Genomic DNA, 15,353 nt, shown 5'->3' with positions numbered 1-15,353 from the left:
ATTGATGCAGAAAATGCATAAGCTGTGATCGTGGATGTTCTAGGCGCGTGCCAGGCGTTCGTCTACGTGAGCGAACGCGGCAGCTTCACTACAGGTGCCGCGGCGGCGCGGATGTCGCAACCGGTGGTCAGCCGCCGCATCGCCGCCCTTGAGCGGCACTTTGGCGGGACGCTGTTCGACCGGTCGTCGCGGCGGGCCACGCTGACGCCTTTCGGCCGGGCGATGCTGCCTTCGGCGAAGCGGCTGGTGCGGCTGGCGGAGGCGATGAACGACGCGGCGGTCCGGGCGAAGCTCAGCCCGCTCCGGCTGGCCGTGCCGGACACGTGCCCTCCACGCGATTTGGCTCAGCTGGCCGCCGAAGCCCGTACCCTGGAGATCTACCTCGACTTCCAAGCCGCCCCGCCCCAGGAGCGCCGGGACCTCGTGCGGTCTCTCGATGTGCGAGCCGCGCTGGTGGCGCTGCCCGCGGGAGACGGCCAGTGGACTGTTCCACTCGGTCTGGCCAGTGCGGTTGAACCGCAGGAACGGGCCGTCTATGTCGAAACCTTGCGGCCTGGCCGTGGAGACAGCGGATCGCCGCGAAGGATCTGGATCCAGCCGGAGGACGACGTTCCGCACATCCGGGACCGGATCATCCGGTTGCGCGATGCCGTGGGGCTGTGGCCTGTTCAGGTTGCCGTGGCCGGAGCGCCGACGACGGCGGTCGCGGAGGTACTCGCGTCCACGGACGTACTGCTCTGCTCGGCGAAGGAAGCCCGGGAGCTTGGGCTGCACTGGCGGCCGATGGGTGAGGTCGAGCCGATGCGGGGGTACGACGTTCTGGCCGAGCATCGCGACGACGCGCTGCGTCTCGGTTCGCACCTGGGAACCAGCATCGGACGCTGCCTAGGAGCGCCAGACAGCGAGGCGAGCACCAGATGAGCGTCGAACGTGTCGTCCGGCGTTTGCGTGACGACCTGGATGATGCCGGGCTGCGCGGGTCCTTCCTGGTGCGAGACGTGCACAACGGCGACGAGATCGGCATTGAGCCCGACATCGAGTATCCGATCGCCTCACTGGTCAAGCTCCCGCTGGCGCTCGCCACGCTGGATCGGATTCGTGCCGGTGAACTCGATGGCGGCGAGCCGGTACGGGTCGATCCTGGTGACATGATCGTGGCTGGCCCCACGGGCCTGAGCAGATTCCGGCACCCGGCCTACGTCGCGATTGACGATCTGCTGTACCTGAGCATGAGCATCAGCGACAACACCGCGACCGACATCCTGTTCGGCCTGACACCACCCGACGACGTCGCTGCGTCCATGCGCGCGTCCGGTTTCCACGGCATCAGCGTGCGCCATCCCATCCGCGACATCAGCGAGACCGTGGCGGCACAGCTTCAGCCTGCCGACGCCCATCTCGCCTACTCACTGGCAGCCGAAGCCGGAACCTCCGGGCGCGGGCATCGGATACCGCAACTCGACGTCACGGTGGCCAACTCCGGTACGGCGCGCGCGTTCGTCGACCTGCTCCAGGCGTTGTGGAAGCCGTCCGGCCTGGACCCTTGGACCGCCGAGCGAGTTCGTGCGCTGATGGCCGGCAATGTGTTCAGGCAACGGCTAGCCCCGGATTTCAGCTCTGACGCCACGAAGTGGTCATCGAGAACCGGGTCCCTGCTCAACCTGCGGCACGAGGTAGGGGTAGTGGAGCACGCCGACGGGCAGGTGTTCGCGGTGGCTGCCCTGACCGAATCCAGGGTGCCCGCGTTCATCCAACCGGCCGCGGAAGCCGTCATGGGCCGGGTTGCCCGGACACTACGTGACCAGGTGCGGGTGATGTAGATGACGACACGACCCGTGGCCGGCCCGGGCGAAAGGTTCGGTACTTCGGCGTGTGCCGTGGCAGTCACTCACCCGCTCGGGCGAGTGAGAGCACCTCATCCAGTGATTCGATGTCTGCCCAGCCGGCGGTGGTTCCGCGCAGGCCGATCGGTTCGGCGCCATCGCACGCGGTCATCAGACCTTCAAGCGCGGCGACAAACCCGCGATCATCGTCGGTGGCGTTGGCAAAGACCACCACCGGGATGCCGGCGACAGCGACCTCCCGGAATTCGGCAGCGCTGATGTCGGTGGGGTTGTAGTCGACAGCAACGGACACACGATCGTCCACGGCGATCGTGTCGGCGCCGACGGCAACGTCGGCGACCTCGATCTCGAACGAGACGTAGCCAACGCCGTCCTCGTCGTCCGGTTCAGTGGACCCATCGGCGGTTTCGCCGGTCAACAGCCCTGCGAAGACGACGTCGTTCTCGCTGGCAAGGTCACGTGGGGAGCCGGACGGTTGATAGTCGTACATGATCCCGACGTCGGTGATCCGATCCGCGAACGCGGTGATCTCGGCACAGGACAGTGCCGTGGTGGTCGCGGTCACGTCGGCCTCCGGTGAACTGTTGGCCCCCGGGGAACCGTCGGCCTCCGCTGAACCGCAGGACGCCGCTAGCAAACCGATGAAAGAGACGATCAGAGCCGCCCGGGTAGTCGTCATGTATGGACTCCGTTCGAGGAAGCCAGGCCGATACCCGGCACTGATCGGACGCCGGCCGGTAGCGTCTGGTTCCGGATGTAGCCCGTTCGGGGTTTCTGGACCAGCCGGCTCCAGATAAGATCATTTGGCCGAATGTGGGTGATCAGCATGCCGGGTGCCGTCGTTCGTTGGCTTGGACGCCAGGCTCTGCCGAGCGATGCCGCGGTAGGCCAGCGCCGTTCGCATATGGCGGCGACCGTGCTCGGTGGATTGCTTCGACTGGCCGGAAAAGAGCCCGGTGCGCACCTCATCCAAACCGTCACCCTGGTCATGTGTGCTGCGCGCGACCCTCGAGTCTGCGCCACCACACGGCAGGCGCTGGAGCGGAAGTGTGCCGACCAGCGGGTCTTCCGGACGATGCTGGGTGCGTTCACGAAGGCAGGCAACATCGGTCTGCGTGGTGGCCGGTGCGCTCCGTTCTCGGTGGCGGCCCCGGACTTTCTGTTCGCGCCGGTGGCCGAGAGCACATACGTGCCGCGGGTTCGCCTGGTCAGCCATCTCGCGACGGAACCACGGTGGCCGGCGCCACCGTCGACCGCACACCAGGACGTCGCCGGGTGCCAGATCGTGCTCAAGGCCGGCTATCTGCCGTCCGAAGACACAGTCGCCTTCCTCTATCTCACGGGCCAGTGGGACCGTTACGACGAAGCTGACCCCCGACGGATCACAGATGCGCGCATGGTGCGCCGAACATGCGCGTGATTACGGATACACCTTCCGGCCACGGGTGGAGCTCATCGCTCGGCGTCACCGTCGTCCCAACCCGTGTCCGCCGCTGCCGGATGTTGCGGTATCCGCTACTGGCAGGCGCTCCCGCGTGGACGGCGGCGGAAGCGCCTCGACGTCGGATTTCGACGACGGAAGCCCGGATTCCGCTCAGGGCGGCGCGAGCTCGGGGCCGACGTTCGATGGCGGTGGCTGGGGATAGTGCGTCGTATCGATGGCTGGCGGGCCGGTGCGTCGCTGGAGCCCCTCTCGCGACAGAAAGCCTTGACGCCGTCGATGTCGACGTGGCGGTGCGTGACGACGCCATCCGGAAGCAGCGGGCGGGCAGGGAATTGTGTGGACGCGAGCGGTTGAGAGGTGCACGATGTCGCGGTGAGCTCTGACACGAGGCGGAACCGGGTTGCTTGGGAACTTGCGTCACGGAAGTACGTCGACGAACACCAGAAACTCTTGGACGAAGCCAGAACCGGGACCTCATTGCACGCCTGTGAACGGGAGCTGTTGCGTCCGCTGCTGGCATCGTCGCCCACCGTCGTACACCTACAGAGTGGACACGGCTTGGACGACATCGCCCTCGTCGCCGAAGGAGCGCGGTCGGTGGTCGGTGTCGACTTCAGCGAGGTGGCAACCTCCGCCGCGCAACGCCGGGCGGATGAGTTGGCGATCCCGTGCCGCTACGTGACGGGGGAGTTGCCAGGCGCACCACTGCGGGACGAGTGTGCCGAACTCGTCTATACCGGCAAGGGGGCCTTGATCTGGCTGGCGGATCTCAGGGCTTGGGCCCGAGACGTCGCTCGCTTGCTGCGACCGTCAGGGCACTTGTTCGTGTACGAAGCCCACCCGATGGTGCCGTTATGGACCTGGGACGAGGACAAGCCGCGAATCCGCGCCGATCGCGGCTACTTCGAACGTTGCCACGTCAACGACACGTTCCCCGCTCACGGAGCAGTGGAGTGGCAGGCGACGCTCGGCGGCATCGTGAACGCCGTGGTCGCTGCCGGTCTAGAGGTGCGACACGTGGAGGAGTATGCCGAGCCGTTCTGGCGTCCCGAGGGAACCTTCGCGGCCGCCTGGAGCGGTCGGTTGCCGAACTCCTTCTCGCTCGTCGCGCGGAAGAGTTGAACATCGCGCTCGGGTGACCGGGGCGTCATTCGATGGTGTCGAGGAAGGCGCGGGCGGCTGCGCTGGGATTGAAGTCGCTCCAGGCCAGGTACTCGGCGCGGGATGGACCGTCGGTGATCGGGATGGCGACGAGTGCGGGGTCGGTGGGAGCGTACCTGGACGGCAACAGGGTGACGGCGAGGTTGTGCCGGACGAGTCCGACCATCAGGTCGGCCGCCATCGCTTCGAACGCCACGTCTCGATGGACGCCCGCTGTCGTGAAGGCGAGATCACTCTGGGCGCGTCCTGGGGTCCCGGCGGGGAAGTCGGCGAACTTCTCCTGCGCGAGATCCTGAAGTTGTAGCTGGCTGTTTTCCGCGAGGGGATGTTCTCGGCTGAGCACGGCGACGTGCCGGTCGGTGACGAGTAACCGCGACGCGACTCCGCGCGGGTGGCGATTCTCCGGCAGGCCGAGCAGGCATACGTCGATGCTCCCTTCGGCCAAGGCTGCTTCCAGCGCGTCGCTGCCGGCGACGCGTAGCGCTATCCGGACGGCGGGGTGCAGGCGCCGGAACACACCCAGGGCCGCTGGCACATCGACGGCCGTCACGGTGGGGATCACCCCGACACTCAGCTGCCCGCGTAACTGGCCGGTGGCAGCCGCGGCATCCGCTGCCGCGCGTTCCGCGGCCTCGAGGCTCGCCCGCGCCGCGGGCAGGAACGCTTCGCCGGCTGCGGTGAGCTCCACCCGGCGGCTGGTCCGGGCGAACAACGCCACGCCCAGTTCCTTCTCCAACGCTTTGATCTGGTGGCTGAGCGCCGACTGCACAACGAAGCACCGGGCCGCCGCGCGGGTGAAGTTGGCCTCCTCCGCCACGGCGACGACGTACCGCAGTTGCCGTAACTCCATACATCTATCATCTCCATAGATAGTTAGCATGACAAGTATGTGTTGGACTCATCGATGGTGGTGGCCGCACGATTGATCCATGACGATCACAGCTGCGGCGACACCTCTGGCACCTCCTCAGGCAACCTCTTCCGGCACCGCCCCCAGGCAGTCAGGGCTGACAGCACTGACCGCCATCGCTCCGGCTGTGTGGGGCACCACATACATCGTCACGACCGAGCTGCTGCCCGCCGGTCATCCGATGTTCGCCGGGTTGATGCGGGCACTTCCCGCCGGCATCCTGGCGCTGCTCATCGCGCGGGCCCTGCCGCGAGGCGAGTGGTGGTGGAAGATCGCGGTGTTGGGCACGCTGAACATCGGGCTGTTCTTCCCCCTCCTGTTCCTCGCCGCGGAGCGACTGCCCGGTGGCGCGGCCGCGACCTTGGGGGCGACCCAGCCGATCCTCGTCGCCTTTCTCGTCGTCATGGTCCTCGGTGAACGGTTCTCCAGATGGCGGGTGAGTTGGGGCGTCGTGGGTGTGATCGGTGTCGGTATGGTGGTGCTCGGCCCCGGTGCCGCGCTCGACCCGATCGGCGTACTCGCTGGGCTCGCCGGTGCCGCATCAATGGGCACCGGCGTCGTCCTCACCAAACGGTGGGGACGCCCCGAAGGTGTCAGCGCTCTTACCCTCGCCGGCTGGCAGCTCACGGCGGGAGGCTTGGTTCTGCTCATCCCCACCCTTCACTTCGAGGGAATCCCCGCCAGCATCGACGGGGCCGCCATCGGCGGTTACGTGTGGCTCGGGCTGACCGGAGGTCTCATCGCCTACACTCTCTGGTTCGCTGGCATCCGCCGCCTTCAGGTGACCGCCACCGCGCTACTTGGGTTGCTGTCCCCGCTCGTCGCTGCCACCCTCGGCGCTTTGCTCCTCGGTGAGACTCTCACCGCCATCCAGCTCGGCGGATTCGTCCTGGCTCTCGCGGCCATGCTTGCCGGGCAAATTACTCCCCGCTCCAAGAAAGGACACCGAATCCCATGAGAATCTCCGTATTCGGAGCAACCGGAATGGCTGGAAACGCGATCGTCGGGGAGGCCCTGGCCCGTGGCCACGCAGTTACCGGAATCTCCCGCAAACCCGACGAGGCAGCAGCGCATGAACGTCTCACCGTTGTCAGTCTCGACGTGACCAGCCACGACGCTCTCGATCCGGTACTCACCGATTCCGACGCGGCGGTCCTGACGATCCGCTTGCCCGCGGGACATGAACACCTCCTGGCCCCCACGACCACCAGATTCCTCGATGCCGCCGCACGAACCGGAACCCGTGTCCTGGTGATCGGGGGCGCCGGCCCGCTGCGCTCACCAAGCCGTGCCGGCCTCCTCGTCGTTGACGATCCCGCCTACGTGCCCTCCGAGTGGAAGGCTGTTGCCGGAGCAAGTCTCGCGCAGCTGCAGGCCTGCACCCAGCACCACTACCGCGACTGGGTCTACCTGAGCCCGCCCGCCGTCTTGGAGAGAGGGCCACGTTCGGGCACGTACCGGCGCGGGACCACGCAGCTACTGACTGATGCCACGGGTGACTCGCGAATCACGGCGGACGACCTGGCCATCGCGGTCACTGACGAGATCGAAGCCCCCGGAAGTGACCGGCATTTCACCGTCGCGCACGAGGGGTGATCCGAGGTGAGCGGCTGTGCCGGACTGGTTGCCCGGCGTCGGATGTTCGGAATGACGAGGTGCCATGCGCGCGGGCGCCGCTGCGCGAATATTTGTGTTGCGGCGCCGGCCTCGCCGCTTTAGCGTCTCGTCTCCTCGGGGCGACTCCCAGCTGGGTTAGCGGACCCCGGCGGCCTTGAGTGTGCGGGCGAGCCGCGCAGTCTCGTCGAGGAGCAGTTCACTGACCCGGGAGATCTCGTCCTCCCCGGCGGCATCCAGCGGCAGCGAGCAGCTGATCGCGTCGGTTGCGGGGATGCGGTAGCCGACGGTGGCGCTTACACAGGCGACGCCCGGTGTGTTCTCCTCACGTTCGAAGGCGAAGCCTCGTTCCCGGGTGCGTTCGAGGTCTTCCTCAAGGAGCCGGTGGTCCACGATCGTGTTCGGCATGAGGCTTACTAGCTCACCGTCGCCGAGGGTGGAACGTCGTTCCTCTGCGGTCAGGTCGGCAAGCAGCGCCTTGCCCAGCGCGGTGGCGTGTGCGGGAAGCCGGCGCCCGACGCGCGACGTGGCCCGGCGGGACTGGGTCGTCTCGCGAGTGGCGAGATAGAGCACGTTTGCGCCGTCCAGGCGGGCGTAGTGCGTCGTGTAGCCGCTCCTGTCGCGCACGCGTTCGAGGGCGAGGACGGCGTGGGGGAGCGCCGGGTCCCGGTCGAGGTACGAGGTCCCGACGATGAGCGCACGTGAGCCGATGCTCACCGTGCCGCTATCGGGGCTGATCTCCAGCCAGCCCATCGCCGAGATCGTGTGAAGCAACTGGTGCAGGCTCGATCGCGGGTAGCCGGTCCGGCGGTGGAGTTCAGCCACGGAGAGCGGCCCCGGCGCGGCCGAGACGATCTCGAGGACTAGCAGCGCTCGTTCCGCGGACTTGACCGTGCGGAACTGCTCGGTCCCGGCCTCGGCTTCTCGATCCGTCGTCGTCACCAGATCCCTCCCATCGGATGATCGTCGTCGGCGAACGCCCCACCGACGAGGCCGTTGTCATCCCCGGCGCCGCCGGCGAACCCGTAGGCATCGGCTTCGAAACGGTCGGCGTAGCGTTCGGCGTCGTCACGCGGCTCCCAACCGAGCACCGGATCGACGGTCACGGGCAGCCAGCGCCGGGTGTTGGCTGACATTGCCCACACCACACGGTGTCCGGGCTCCTCCAGTTGTGCCGCCGCCTCGATCAGGGAGATGAAGTCCGGGAAGGACAGCCAGCTCGCGAGCTGGCGCGGCCCGCTGGGCTCGGCCTGGACCGTGCCAATACGCGCGGAGACGACGCAGAGACCGTGCCGGTCGGCGTAGAGGGAACCGAGCGCCTCGCTAGCGATCTTGCCAACGCCGTAATAGGTGTCCGGCCGCGGCCCGGACCTTGTGCTCAGCTCCTTGATCGGCCAGAAGCCGAAGCCATGGGTGGAGCTGGCGAGGAGGACGCGTCGTACGCCCGCGCGCACGGCGGCGTCGAGTACGGCGCGGGTGCCGTCGATGTTGATGGCAAGGATGTCCGACCAGGGACGTTCCCGGCTGAAGCCGCCGAGATGGACGACGACGTCGGCACCGCGGACCGCCTCGCCGAGAACGTCTTCGTCGAGCAGGTCGGCGGTGACCACCCGCTCGGACGACGGATCGGGGTCAGGGACCGGAGCGAGATCGTGCAGCACGAGGCGATGCCCGCGCTGCCGGAGCAGCGGACGGATCCCCGTGGCCGCGCTGCCCGCGGCGCCGGTAATGAGGATCGTGTTCGTCAATCTGCCTGTTTCCTCACCACGTCGTGGACGACGAAGTTGACACTATTTGGCACAGACCTTAGCATAGCGAATCCTGTTCATAGGCGTGTACATGGTTCACATATGCGAATGGAGATTCGATGAAGAATGCGCCATGCCCAAACCGCCGCGCCGCCGTCGCCGTCCTCGCAGCGGGAGTGTTGATCGCGCTGAGCGCCTGCTCGGGCGACGACGAGTCGTCGGCGGAGGACGCCACGCTCGAGGTCTGGACCCGAAGCAACGCCGAGGCGGCCGCGTCCTACCAGCTCGTCTTCGACGCCTTCACCGAGGAGACGGGCATTGAGATCGACTACCAGCCCGTCCAGGAGTTCGACACCCAACTTCAGGCTCGAGCCGGCCAAGGGGACCTACCCGATGTCCTCATCAACGACGCCTCCTCGCTCGGCAACTACGTCGCCCAGGGCTTCGTCCTGCCGATCGACCGCGAAAGCATCGAGGGCCACGACGAGATCAGCGACGAGACGTGGGAACAGAACCTCGGCACCGACGGCGCCTACTACGGTGTCCCGTGGTCGCGGCAGGCCAACATCACGTTCATCCGCAAGGACTGGCGGGAGGAGCTCGGCTACGACGTCCCCACCACCTGGGAAGAGCTCTCCGCCCTCGCTGAGGCCTTCGCGACGGAGGACCCGAATGGCAGCGGCGAGGACGACACCTACGGCATGGTCGTCCCCGGCTCGGCGCAGGCCGGCTACATCGCCCGCTGGGGCAATTCCTACCTCTGGCAGGCCGGGGCCGAGATCCTCGAGGACAACGGCGACGGGACCTTCACCTCGGCGATCAATTCGCCTGAGGCCGCCGAGGCGATGGGCTGGATCCGGGATCAGTTCTGCACACCCGGCATCGTCGTGCCTGGATCGGTGAACCTCACGACGGCCGAGACGCCGTTCTTCGGTGAAGGCACCGCGGGCATCTATCTCACCGGGCCTTACAACATCAGCACCTTCGACCTTGCGGTCGGCCAGGAAAACGTGGAGATCATTCCGATGCCTGCCGGCCCTGCCTCCAGCACGACCTTCGCCGAGGGCGAGACCATCTACTTCGGTGCGAGTTCGGAGAAGGAGGACCTGCAGAAGCAACTCGCCGAATTCCTCATCAGCCCGGATGCGCAGGAGATCGCCATGCAGGTCGTTGAGACCGACTCCGGCATGACCACCCAGCCGGTAGTGCGCCTGCCCGTCAACCAGAACGTCGACATCGTCGAAGTCACGGGCGACGAGCGCTGGGGCATCGTGCAGGACTCGTACATCGCCGACTCGAAGCCCTTCCCCTGGTCTATCGACTTCCTGCCGTTCCGCCAGATCCTGGCCGACGGCATGAACGCGATGGCGTCCGATTGCAACAGCGACATCGAGGCGGGCCTCGCCGCGATCGACGAGCAGTTCCAGGCACAGTTGGAGAGCCAGGACCTGTCGTGACCACCCCCGCCACCGACGCGGCCGGCACCCGGCCTGTCTCGGAGCCTCTGCGCTCCGTGCCGGGCCGGCCCGGCCGAGGCCGCCGGCCCCGCTGGGGCGGGCGGCGCGCGCTCATCCCGTGGCTGTTCCTTGTGCCCGGGCTCATCCTCGCCCTCACGTTCAAGTTCATCCCGATGATCGAGGGCTTCCGGATGAGCGTCTTCGAGGTACGCCCGTTCCTCGGGGACATATTCGTCGGCTTCGACAACTACGCCGCGGTGCTCGGTGACTCCCGATTCCAGGACGCCTTCCGCCACACCATATTCCTGGCCGTCGTGCAGACCACCGGGGCGCTTGTCCTCGGAGCGCTGCTCGCGCTCCTGCTCGAGGGGCAGACCCGCCGGCTATGGCTCGTTCGCACCGGGGTGTTCCTCCCCGTTGTCACGGCGATCGCCGTCGTAGGCGAGATCTGGCGCATCCTCTACTTCCCGACCGAAGCAGGCTTCATCAACTCGGTGCTCACGACGCTCGGGTTGCCGGCCCAGCAATTCCTCAGCGATCCGAACACCGCGTTGTGGTGGGTGGCCGTCGTCGGCATCTGGACCGCCGCGCCCTATAACATGGTGATCATCCTGGCGGGACTCACCGGCGTCAACCGCGAACTCTACGAATCGGCCGCGGTGGACGGTGCGAACACCCTGCAGCGCCTGCGCTCCATCGTGCTGCCCGCGCTGCGCCCCGCGGTGTCCGTCGTGCTCACCCTCGCGGCCATCCGCAGCCTGCGGATGTTTACCGAGATCTATGTCCTCACCGGTGGCGGCCCAGCTGGCAGCACCGAGGTGTGGATGACGCGCGTGTACTCGCTCGGCTTCAACTCCAACGACCTGGGCGTGGCGTCGGCGGCATCGGTGCTGCTGCTCATCACCACCCTCGCGCTCACCATCGGGGTCCGGGTCCTCACCAGCCGGAAGGAGTCGCGATGACCGCCGACGTCGATCGCCCGCGCAGGCCCAGCGCCGCCGCGACCCAGTTCGACAGTGCCCTGGGCTGGAAACCCGGTTTCCGCGTCTCCAACGTCGTGCGCACGATCCTCGCGGTGCTCGCCCTGGCCATCTTCGCTGTACCCTTCGTCACGATCATCTCCGGCGCCTTCGACGCTCGTGTCGACTCGACCAGCCTCAGCATCTGGCCGGCCGAGCCCTCGCTCGATCCGTTCCGGGTCGCGACCGACAAGGGCATCTGGCGCTACTTCCTCAACTCTTTCGTCATCGTCGGCGTCGGTCTGATGATTCAGATCGTGGTCTCAGTGCTTGCCGCCTACGCGCTCGCGCGGCACCGATTCCGTGGCCAGAGCGTCGTCCTCATGCTCTTCCTGCTCACGATGATGCTGCCGGAGGAGGTCATCGCGATCCCGCTGTCCCAGGTGATCGGAGACCTGCCACTCATCGGCATCAGCCTGCGCGGCACGCCCTGGGGTGTCATCCTGCCGGTGGCCGTGTGGGGCTTCTCGATCCTGATCATGAGCGAATTCATGAAGGAGATTCCCCGCGAGATCGAGGAGGCGGCACGACTCGACGGCGTCGGCGAGCTGCGCATGCTCTGGGGTGTCATCCTGCCGCTGTCGCGTCCTGTGCTCGGCGTCATCACGATCTTCGGTTTCATGATGATCTGGGACCAGTACCTGCTGCCGCTCATCGCCGCGGACAGTCCCAATGACTACACACTCACGGTGGCGCTCAGTATCCTCCGCGTCGACGCGCAGGTAGGTACCGGTGTGCTCCTCGTCGGCGCGTTGCTGGCGCTGCTACCGAGCCTCCTCGTGTACTTGCTCATGCAGCGGAGTCTCATCCGCGGTATCACCTCCGGTGCGACGAAAGGCTGACCGTGATCATCCGCGACCTTGTCATCACCCCGATCGCCTTTCGCGATCCGCCGCTGCTCAATGCCGACGGGGTGCACGAGCCGCTGGCTCTGCGCACCGTTGTCCGCCTCGTCGTCGACGGCGGCCTCATCGGGCTCGGGGAGGGCAGCGGCGGCCGTCGTATGCTCGGCTTACTCGAGTCTGTGCGCACGGCCGTCATCGGCCGCAGCGTCTTCGACACCAGCGCGATCGAGCAGGCGGTCAGCGAGGCACTGGGCGGTGACGCGGGGCCGGTCTCCCGACGCGACCGGCGCACCGTGTTCTCACCGATCGAGGTCGCCTGCCTGGACGCCCAGGGGCACCTGATGGAGCGCCCCGTCGTCGAGCTGCTCGGCGGTCGGGTCCGCGACGCGGTGCCCTACAGCGCGTACCTGTTCTACAAATGGGCGGCCCATCCGGACCCAACGACCGGGAAACCCGGCGTGGCCGATGAGTGGGGCGAGGCGCTCGACCCCGACGGCATCGTGAAGCAGGCGCACCTGCTCATCGAGCGCTACGGCTTCGGCTCCATCAAGCTCAAGGCTGGCGTCTTCCCGCCCGACCAGGAGATCGCCGCCGTGCGTGCCCTCGCCGAAGCATTCCCCGAGCACCCGCTGCGCATCGATCCCAACGGAGCGTGGACGCACGAGACCGCGGTCCGAGTCGCCCGCGAGCTCGGGCCGGCACTCGAGTATTTCGAGGACCCGGTGCTCACCATCCCTGGAATGTCCGCGGTGGCCGCCGAGATCGATCTGCCGCTCGCCACCAACATGTGCGTCGTCGCCTTCGAGCACATCCCAGAGGCGGTGCGCACCGATGCCGTGCAGATCGTCCTCTCCGACCACCACTACTGGGGTGGACTACGCCGGACCCGCGAGCTCGGCGCGATCTGCGAGACCTTCGGCATCGGCGTCTCCATGCACTCCAACTCCCACTTGGGGATCTCGCTCGCCGCGATGACGCACGTCGCCGCGGCGACGCCGGCGTTGGCTTACGCGTGCGACACGCACTACCCGTGGAACCGCGGCGACGACGTCGTCCGACCCGGCGGGCTCGAGATCGTGGACGGCAGCATCACCGTCCCGCATGCTCCTGGCCTCGGCGTAGAGCTCGACGAGACGGCACTCGAGCGCCAGCACCAGGTCTTCCTCGACTCGGGCCGCGCTGAACGCGACGACACCGGATACATGCGCCGATTCCAGCCCGATTACGACCCCATACTGCCGAGGTTCTGATATGACGTCTGCCATCACCCGCCCGACCTTCGCCGCCACCGATTCCACCGCTCCCGCCTCAGCCGGGCTGCCCGAGCTCAGCGGCGTGCTGTTCTTCCCGGTCACCTGCTTCGACGACGGCGATCGCATCGACGAGGAGGCGCTCACCCGGCACATCGACGGGGGTGCGGGCGCGGGTGCCGGCGCGGTCTTTGTCGCGTGTGGGACCGGCGAGTTCCACGCCCTATCCGTCGAGGAGCACCGCCGCGTGGTGGAAATTGGCGTTGCCGTCACCGCCTCCCGGGTGCCCGTCGTCGCCGGGGTCGGGGGACCGCTCGGGCACGCCCTGCAGTGTGTGCGCCAGGCGGAGGAAGCCGGCGCCGACGCGCTGCTCGTGTTGCCGCCCTACCTTGTGCAGGGGCCGCCGTCTGGAACGGAGCGCTACATCACGGCGATCGCTGACGCCAGCTCGCTACCGGTGATCGCCTATCACCGCGGTCCGTCCCGCCTCACTCTCGACTCAGTGCGGCGTCTCATCGATATCCCGAACCTCGCGGGCATCAAGGACGGCGTCGGCGACGTCGCCGTCATGCAGCAGTTCGTGAACGAGGCCCGCTCGCGTCGTCCGGAGATGCTCTTCTTCAACGGCTTGCTCACGGCGGAGGCGAGCCAGGCGGCGTACCGCGCGATCGGCGTGCCGATGTATTCCTCCGCGGCCTTCGCGATGGCGCCTGACATCGCGACCGCGTTCTACGGTGCGTACCATCGCGGCGACGATGACGCGCAGCGGCGGCTGCTCGACGGCTTCTACACCCCGCTCGTCCAGCTTCGCGACGAGGTGCCCGGCTTCGCCGTCGCCCTCATCAAGGCCGGGGTGGTGCTCGGTGGCACCGCCGCAGGATCCGTGCGCCCGCCGTTGGTCGATCCGAGTCCGGAGCAACGCGAGCGGCTTGCCGCCCTGCTCGACGACGGCCGGCGCCTGGCCGCGGAGCTGGCCGAATGAGCATGCTCGGCATCGATGTCGAGAATTGAGCTTCGTGGCCTGGCGTAACGTTTCAAGCGCCGCCAGGGCCCCGAAACGTTACGTGAGGCCACGAAGCTGCCTGGGGAGATCAACCGAAGGAATGTCACGACTGCTGTCGAGGCGGCATCACTGGCGACTGGTGTCGGTCAGACGTTGCCGGAGGCCGGTCGCACGTACCGCTCGGCGTCCGAGCGCGGCGCGCACGGCGTCCTCGTTACCCACGACCCGGACTTGGTCCTCGGCGCGGGTGATCGCTGTGTAGAAGAGTTCGCGGGTGAGTAGCCGGGACTCTTCGCCGGGCATTAGCACGGTGACCTCGGTGGCCTGGCTGCCCTGGGCTTTGTGGATGGTCATGGCGTGCAGCGTCTGGACGTTGCCGAGCCGGGCAGGGGAGAAGTCGAGCCGGCCGCGGGAGCTGTTGATGTCGAAGCTTCAACTCGCTTGGAACATAGAGGCGGCCCGATGCACGGCCTTCCGGTCAGGGGAAGCGGCCGGCGAGGACGCAGAACTCGTTCCCCTCCGGGTCGGCCAGAACGACCCAGCTTTCGTCGCCCTGGCCGACGTCGACGCGCCGGGCACCTAGTTCGAGGAGGCGACGGACCTCGTCCTCTTGATTCCTGTCGGTGGGGTTGACGTCGAGGTGGAGCCTGTTCTTGATGGTTTTGCCCTCGGGCACGTGCGCGAATGTCAACGTCGGTGGCACCGGGCCGGGCCGGTGTTTGCCTTCAGGCGCCAAAGGCGAGCCGATAATGACAAGTCCCTCGTCTTCGTCTTGCACCTCGTAGTCAAGCACCGAGCACCAGAACCGGGCGAGGCTGTGGGGGTCGGCACAGTCGATCGCGAGCTCGGTGAACTTACTGGCCATGTGCGGACCTCCAGATCGAGTAGGGATTCGGCCGAAGACAAGCCCCGTGTCGCGGCGTGTGGTTCTAGCTTGCTGTACCCGGACCGGTCGCCAGGCAGGGGGTGCCAGGGGAGCGTGACGTCCGATTGGGCTCGGTTCGGCACTTCGAGCGCGACCGGGTGCGCTTGGGTCCGGTCCTCGACACTAGGGTGCT

At 67.2% G+C, this 15,353-nt stretch carries 16 protein-coding genes and 1 pseudogene; 11 read left to right on the top strand and 6 right to left on the bottom strand.

What is annotated here, in order from left to right:
- Positions 1-30: 30 nt before the first annotated feature.
- Complete coding sequence (locus F7O44_RS05590) at positions 31-921, top strand: LysR family transcriptional regulator (RefSeq protein ID WP_162449106.1); 891 nt, start codon at positions 31-33, stop codon at positions 919-921.
- Complete coding sequence (locus F7O44_RS05585) at positions 918-1,820, top strand: serine hydrolase (protein WP_162449105.1); 903 nt, start codon at positions 918-920, stop codon at positions 1,818-1,820. The genes F7O44_RS05590 and F7O44_RS05585 overlap by 4 nt, the downstream gene beginning before the upstream one ends.
- Before the next feature lie 64 nt (positions 1,821-1,884).
- Here F7O44_RS05585 and F7O44_RS05580 read toward each other — a convergent pair whose 3' ends face one another.
- Entirely contained in the window at positions 1,885-2,523 is a 639-nt protein-coding gene (locus F7O44_RS05580; protein WP_162449104.1) for a hypothetical protein, read from the bottom strand.
- A gap of 147 nt (positions 2,524-2,670) precedes the next feature.
- Here F7O44_RS05580 and F7O44_RS05575 point away from each other — a divergent pair, with 147 nt between their 5' ends.
- Positions 2,671-3,264 (top strand): hypothetical protein, encoded by a 594-nt coding sequence (locus F7O44_RS05575; protein WP_162449103.1) that lies wholly within the window; start codon positions 2,671-2,673, stop codon positions 3,262-3,264.
- 396 nt (positions 3,265-3,660) lie between these two features.
- Complete coding sequence (locus F7O44_RS05570; RefSeq protein ID WP_162449102.1) at positions 3,661-4,410, top strand: methyltransferase domain-containing protein; 750 nt, start codon at positions 3,661-3,663, stop codon at positions 4,408-4,410.
- Positions 4,411-4,435: 25 nt separating this feature from the next.
- Here F7O44_RS05570 and F7O44_RS05565 read toward each other — a convergent pair whose 3' ends face one another.
- On the bottom strand, positions 4,436-5,299 hold the full coding sequence (locus tag F7O44_RS05565; protein WP_162449101.1) for a LysR family transcriptional regulator: 864 nt from the start codon (positions 5,297-5,299) through the stop codon (positions 4,436-4,438).
- A gap of 79 nt (positions 5,300-5,378) precedes the next feature.
- Here F7O44_RS05565 and F7O44_RS05560 point away from each other — a divergent pair, with 79 nt between their 5' ends.
- A complete protein-coding gene (locus F7O44_RS05560; protein ID WP_162449100.1) occupies positions 5,379-6,317 on the top strand; it encodes an EamA family transporter in 939 nt (312 codons plus the stop codon).
- Positions 6,314-6,955: an NAD(P)-dependent oxidoreductase gene (locus F7O44_RS05555; RefSeq protein WP_162449099.1), complete on the top strand. Its 642-nt coding sequence runs from the start codon at positions 6,314-6,316 to the stop codon at positions 6,953-6,955. The genes F7O44_RS05560 and F7O44_RS05555 overlap by 4 nt, the downstream gene beginning before the upstream one ends.
- Before the next feature lie 156 nt (positions 6,956-7,111).
- On the opposite strand, the gene F7O44_RS05550 is transcribed toward F7O44_RS05555, so the two are convergent.
- Entirely contained in the window at positions 7,112-7,915 is an 804-nt protein-coding gene (locus tag F7O44_RS05550) for an IclR family transcriptional regulator domain-containing protein (RefSeq protein ID WP_174255880.1), read from the bottom strand.
- Positions 7,912-8,721 (bottom strand): NAD-dependent epimerase/dehydratase family protein, encoded by an 810-nt coding sequence (locus F7O44_RS05545; protein ID WP_162449098.1) that lies wholly within the window; start codon positions 8,719-8,721, stop codon positions 7,912-7,914. The genes F7O44_RS05550 and F7O44_RS05545 overlap by 4 nt, the downstream gene beginning before the upstream one ends.
- Positions 8,722-8,840: 119 nt before the next feature.
- On the opposite strand from F7O44_RS05545, the gene F7O44_RS05540 reads away from it, so the two are divergent.
- The 5 genes from F7O44_RS05540 to F7O44_RS05520 are packed head-to-tail and all read left to right on the top strand — an operon-like array spanning position 8,841 to position 14,274.
- The gene (locus tag F7O44_RS05540) at positions 8,841-10,178 is read left to right on the top strand and encodes an ABC transporter substrate-binding protein (RefSeq protein WP_162449097.1); all 1,338 of its coding nucleotides are present in this window, start codon (positions 8,841-8,843) and stop codon (positions 10,176-10,178) included.
- Complete coding sequence (locus F7O44_RS05535; protein ID WP_222851092.1) at positions 10,175-11,140, top strand: carbohydrate ABC transporter permease; 966 nt, start codon at positions 10,175-10,177, stop codon at positions 11,138-11,140. The genes F7O44_RS05540 and F7O44_RS05535 overlap by 4 nt, the downstream gene beginning before the upstream one ends.
- Positions 11,137-12,039 carry a carbohydrate ABC transporter permease gene (locus tag F7O44_RS05530; protein WP_162449096.1) on the top strand — a complete coding sequence of 301 codons (903 nt, stop codon included), beginning with the start codon at positions 11,137-11,139 and terminating at the stop codon, positions 12,037-12,039. The genes F7O44_RS05535 and F7O44_RS05530 overlap by 4 nt, the downstream gene beginning before the upstream one ends.
- 2 nt (positions 12,040-12,041) lie before the next feature.
- Positions 12,042-13,292: an enolase C-terminal domain-like protein gene (locus F7O44_RS05525; protein ID WP_162449095.1), complete on the top strand. Its 1,251-nt coding sequence runs from the start codon at positions 12,042-12,044 to the stop codon at positions 13,290-13,292.
- A 1-nt stretch (position 13,293) separates the two neighbouring features.
- On the top strand, positions 13,294-14,274 hold the full coding sequence (locus tag F7O44_RS05520; RefSeq protein ID WP_162449094.1) for a 5-dehydro-4-deoxyglucarate dehydratase: 981 nt from the start codon (positions 13,294-13,296) through the stop codon (positions 14,272-14,274).
- Between the two features lie 147 nt (positions 14,275-14,421).
- Here F7O44_RS05520 and F7O44_RS05515 read toward each other — a convergent pair.
- Positions 14,422-14,688, bottom strand: a pseudogene (locus F7O44_RS05515) (ATP-binding domain-containing protein); the annotation flags it as partial.
- An 85-nt stretch (positions 14,689-14,773) separates the two neighbouring features.
- On the bottom strand, positions 14,774-15,160 hold the full coding sequence (locus tag F7O44_RS05510) for a VOC family protein (RefSeq protein WP_162449093.1): 387 nt from the start codon (positions 15,158-15,160) through the stop codon (positions 14,774-14,776).
- Between the last annotated feature and the right edge of the window lie 193 nt (positions 15,161-15,353).

The sequence above is a fragment of the Phytoactinopolyspora mesophila genome (assembly GCF_010122465.1).
In the GTDB taxonomy this organism is placed as follows: Bacteria; Actinomycetota; Actinomycetes; order Jiangellales; family Jiangellaceae; genus Phytoactinopolyspora; species Phytoactinopolyspora mesophila.
Note: the sequence above shows the minus strand (reverse complement) of the source record. Positions and strands in the feature narration are given on the sequence as shown.

Excerpts from the sequence above, each read along its gene's own strand:
- F7O44_RS05585 (WP_162449105.1), top strand. The coding sequence starts at position 918 with ATGAGCGTCGAACGTGTCGTCCGGCGTTTGCGTGACGACCTGGATGAT.
- F7O44_RS05530 (WP_162449096.1), top strand. The coding sequence starts at position 11,137 with ATGACCGCCGACGTCGATCGCCCGCGCAGGCCCAGCGCCGCCGCGACC.
- F7O44_RS05580 (WP_162449104.1), bottom strand. The coding sequence starts at position 2,523 with ATGACGACTACCCGGGCGGCTCTGATCGTCTCTTTCATCGGTTTGCTA.
- F7O44_RS05540 (WP_162449097.1), top strand. The coding sequence starts at position 8,841 with ATGAAGAATGCGCCATGCCCAAACCGCCGCGCCGCCGTCGCCGTCCTC.
- F7O44_RS05520 (WP_162449094.1), top strand. The coding sequence starts at position 13,294 with ATGACGTCTGCCATCACCCGCCCGACCTTCGCCGCCACCGATTCCACC.
- F7O44_RS05510 (WP_162449093.1), bottom strand. The coding sequence starts at position 15,160 with ATGGCCAGTAAGTTCACCGAGCTCGCGATCGACTGTGCCGACCCCCAC.
- F7O44_RS05560 (WP_162449100.1), top strand. The coding sequence starts at position 5,379 with ATGACGATCACAGCTGCGGCGACACCTCTGGCACCTCCTCAGGCAACC.
- F7O44_RS05565 (WP_162449101.1), bottom strand. The coding sequence starts at position 5,299 with ATGGAGTTACGGCAACTGCGGTACGTCGTCGCCGTGGCGGAGGAGGCC.
- F7O44_RS05555 (WP_162449099.1), top strand. The coding sequence starts at position 6,314 with ATGAGAATCTCCGTATTCGGAGCAACCGGAATGGCTGGAAACGCGATC.
- F7O44_RS05575 (WP_162449103.1), top strand. The coding sequence starts at position 2,671 with ATGCCGGGTGCCGTCGTTCGTTGGCTTGGACGCCAGGCTCTGCCGAGC.